The following is a 3,922-nucleotide window of genomic DNA, read 5'->3' on the forward strand; positions in this document are numbered from 1 at the left end:
TTAAGTACGATTCGCCATATGGAATCCCAAGTCAAACGTTTGGATAAGGAAATCGAGCGTATGATGAAAGGTTTCACGCAAACGTTAACTTCCGTAAAAGGCATTGGACCGGTATACGCAGCCGGCTTACTCGCCGAGATTGGAAATATCAAGCGTTTTGATGATCATCACGCTTTAGCGAAATATGCTGGACTCGTTTGGACACAATATCAATCCGGCGAATTTGAAGCCGAAAATACTAGCCGAATGCGAACCGGCAATAAATACCTACGGTATTATCTTGTACAAGCAGCAGATGCGATACGTAAATATGACACCGAATATAAAGCCTTTTATCAAAAGAAATACCAAGAAGTAACCAAGCACCAACATAAACGAGCTCTCGTCTTAACCGCTAGAAAACTAGTACGCCTCGTGCATTCGCTACTACGCACGAATCAGCTGTACATACCACCAGAAAGGAGAGACTGAGTTAACCAACTCATAACCTTTCACCCATTAAAAAAACTTCCATTTTTTTCTATTTTTAAAGTAGAAAAATGAGAGGTTTATTTGGTATAAGCAAAAAAGGTTCATTTGGAAGGTATCACTTAAATAATTTCCAATTCATATCTTTTTTTCGCTTGACATATTACCACTGGGCTTAATAGAATTATATAGTAATAAACTATTACTTAATACTGTTTATTTTGATAATTTAGTAAATTTAAAAATGTTTTTAGAGGGTAATATTTACGCAATAATAAGTGTGTTAGAGTTGGGCATTCTAATAGTATTACGTGCATTGACATGGGCTTTGGAGAAATAGAATGGATATTTCCTTTCTCATATAGTATTATTTCGACTAAATAAATAAAAAACTAAAAATCTGTATTGGATTAAATGGGTAATAAATCATAAGAAAGTTAAGACATCCCTCTCTGGTTATGTTATATTCTTAATAATTATAAAAAAATGAAAATAGAGGATGTAGAGAATATGTCAAATTCAAAAATATTGAAATGGGTTACAGGAGGATTAGAGGCTGTACTAGGTATACCAGTTCTTGGAGGAATCATAATTCTGAGCTTGGCCTGGATTCCTTTGCTAATTATGCTGGCACTGCATATAGTTACTCTAGTGATTACAAAAAAAGAAGGCGGAGGAACTACGACAGGGAGTATACTAGGAATAGTAACCTCTTGTATTGGCTTCATACCTATTGTAGGAATGATTATGCATATCATTACTGCTGTTATTTTAATGATAGAAGCTTCTAAGCCAGAGATTCCAAAAGACGTCTTTAATGAAGAGTTTTAAATAGACTTAAAGAAATCAAAAACTGCACTTATCAGAGACATTAGCTAAGTACAGTTTTCACAACTCGCTGTAACCGTAAATAACTCCAGATAATAAAAAGAAGCCATGAAAATTTTACATCCGTAGAATTTTCATGGCTTCTTATTTTGAGGAGAGTTTTACACCCGCCTCGTTTATTAATTTTTTATTATTTAGTGTAGTTATCAAAGTATCCTTGAATATAAATCATTGGTGTACCTTTGTCTCCGCTACCGGAAGTAAGATCTGACAGAGAACCAATAAGATCAGTTAATCTACGTGGAGTTGTACCTTGAGCTTCCATTGCTCCAACAAGATTGTCTTCTTTGTTATTAATATGCTCAGTAATTGCTTGCTTTAATTCTTCTCCTCTTAAGTGAGCGAAGTTATTATCTGCAAGATATTTTAATTTTACTTCATTTGGAGTTCCAGCTAATCCAGATGTGAAGGCTGGTGAAACAACGGGATCAGCTAGCTCCCAAATATGTCCTACAGGATCTTTAAATGCTCCATCTCCATATACCATTACTTCTACATTTTTCCCTGTTTTTTCTTTTATAATTTCTTGAATGTTATCAACGATTGGTTGGCAATCGCGAGGGAAAAGCTTCACCGTGTCTTCTGTCGATTTGTTCGATCCAAGTAAACCATATTCCTCGTTAAAACCACTTCCATCAATGGACTCCGATAATATGTTGTCTAGACTATAAATTTTTTCGCCACCATTTGCTTTTAATATTTTCTTCGTTCTAAATCTTGAGTGAATATCACAAGCAAGTACATTTTTTGTATAGTCTAGAATAGATTTTGGGTTGTTAGAGAAAATGACTTCACATTCCACTCCGTATTCTTCTATTAACGATTTATAGTATGCAATGTAGTCTACTCCGGTAAAAGGATGTAGCTTATAGCCAAAGTAGTCGCGGAATTGTTTCTCTGTAAGGACATCTGTCCAAGGGTTTACTCCTTTATCATCTAACTCGTCAATTTCTACAAGATGATTGCCGACTTCATCAGAAGGATAGCTTAGCATTAAGACTATTTTCTTTGCACCTTTTGCTATTCCACGGAGTACTACTGCAAATCTATTACGACTTAGGATTGGAAAAATAACACCTAGTGTGTCATCTCCAAACTTCGTATGAACGTCAGTGGCAATCTGGTCTATACTAGCGTAGTTTCCTTGAGCGCGGGCAACGATAGATTCAGTTACGGTCACAATGTCCTGATCGTTGATAGAAAAGCCTTCTACTTCTGATGCTTTTAATACACTATTTACTACTATTTCTTCAATATTATCACCATTATTTATAATTGGGCCACGAAGACCTCTTACAACTGTTCCCACTACTCTTTCCAAATTGAACGCTCCTTCAACTATTATAAATATATTATTACCACTTGTAATTCTACGTAATACAGTGATATAAGTAAAATTAATATATATTATAATAGATATAAGAGGTGCTTATATGTCAGGGAAATTGGATTTATATAAAATATTTTGCATGGTAAGTAAAAATAATAGCTTTTCGAAGGCTGCAAAAGATCTCTTTATGAGTCAATCTGCAGTTAGTCAGGCCATAATGCAACTGGAGAAAGAACTAGATACCAGATTATTCTACAGAACGACAAAAGGAGTTACTTTAACAACAGAAGGCTCTGTGCTTTTTGAATATGCTAGCTCTGCTTTAAAGCTCATTGATACTGGTGAGGAGAAAATTTTAGAATTTAAAAACCTTACTGCAGGGGAACTTAAAATTGGAGTGGGAGATACAATTTCAAGATTTTTCTTGCTCCCTTATTTAGAGGAGTTCCATAATAAATATCCTAGTATTAAATTCACCATTGTAAATGGTACGACCATAGAGCTTTGCAATATTTTAAAGAGTGGAGGAGTAGACATTGCTCTTTGTAATTTTCCGATAGATGATGATAGCTTGGGACAACGGCCTTGTCTAGAGGTACAAGACATCTTTGTATATGGGGAAAAGTTTGATAAAGTCTTGTCAAAGCCAATTAGTTTGGACAAGCTTGTAAAATTTCCATTAATATTCCTTGAACAAAAATCAGTCTCGAGAAGATATGTGGAAGAATATATGCTTTCAAAGGGTGTAAAAATATCACCTGAATTTGAGTTAGGTTCTCATGATTTACTATTGGAGTTCGCAAAAATTAACTTAGGTATTGCTTGTGTTACTAAGCAATTTGCGGGAGATTATTTAAGAAAAGGGATGCTTAAAGAGGTGAAGTTAAAAGAGAGTATACCGCCAAGAAATATAGGAGTGTGCTTTCTAAAAAGGGTTCCATTATCAACTGCCGCCACTAAATTTGTAGAATTAATCGAGTAAAGGCTTGATTTTCCACAAATATTTCTAAGAAGTGCTACGCTTTGTCATATCGGGGTAGCACTTCTTTTTCTTCCAAAATACAGTATGTAGGGATACGTAGTGTGATTTTAAAAATATATTCTGAAATTTCATTGTAGACATGTTAGGTAACCTTACATTATAATAATATATTATAAAAAAGCCCAGTGGTAATATGTCAAGCGAAAAAAAGAAATGAATTGGAAATTACTTAAGTGATACTTTCCAAATGAACA

Annotated in this window: 4 protein-coding genes; 3 read left to right on the top strand and 1 reads right to left on the bottom strand. The window is 34.5% G+C overall.

Annotated elements, in window-relative coordinates; translation table 11 throughout:
- Both HF876_RS18605 and HF876_RS18610 read left to right on the top strand, forming a co-directional pair.
- A partial coding sequence (locus tag HF876_RS18605) for an IS110 family RNA-guided transposase (RefSeq protein WP_169361540.1) occupies nt 1–471 on the top strand: 471 nt, incomplete at its 5' end.
- A 507-nt stretch (nt 472–978) separates the two neighbouring features.
- Entirely contained in the window at nt 979–1,299 is a 321-nt protein-coding gene (locus HF876_RS18610) for a hypothetical protein (protein ID WP_169361541.1), read from the top strand.
- Between the two features lie 187 nt (nt 1,300–1,486).
- Here the strand turns inward: HF876_RS18610 and HF876_RS18615 are convergent, their stop codons facing one another.
- Entirely contained in the window at nt 1,487–2,677 is a 1,191-nt protein-coding gene (locus HF876_RS18615) for a coenzyme F420-0:L-glutamate ligase (RefSeq protein ID WP_169361542.1), read from the bottom strand.
- Nucleotides 2,678–2,789: 112 nt separating this feature from the next.
- Here HF876_RS18615 and HF876_RS18620 point away from each other — a divergent pair, with 112 nt between their 5' ends.
- Nucleotides 2,790–3,668, top strand: coding sequence for a LysR family transcriptional regulator (locus HF876_RS18620; RefSeq protein WP_169361543.1), 879 nt, complete (start codon nt 2,790–2,792; stop codon nt 3,666–3,668).
- Nucleotides 3,669–3,922 lie beyond the last annotated feature (254 nt).

It is taken from the genome of Psychrobacillus sp. BL-248-WT-3, from assembly GCF_012843435.1.
Lineage (GTDB): Bacteria > Bacillota > Bacilli > Bacillales_A > Planococcaceae > Psychrobacillus.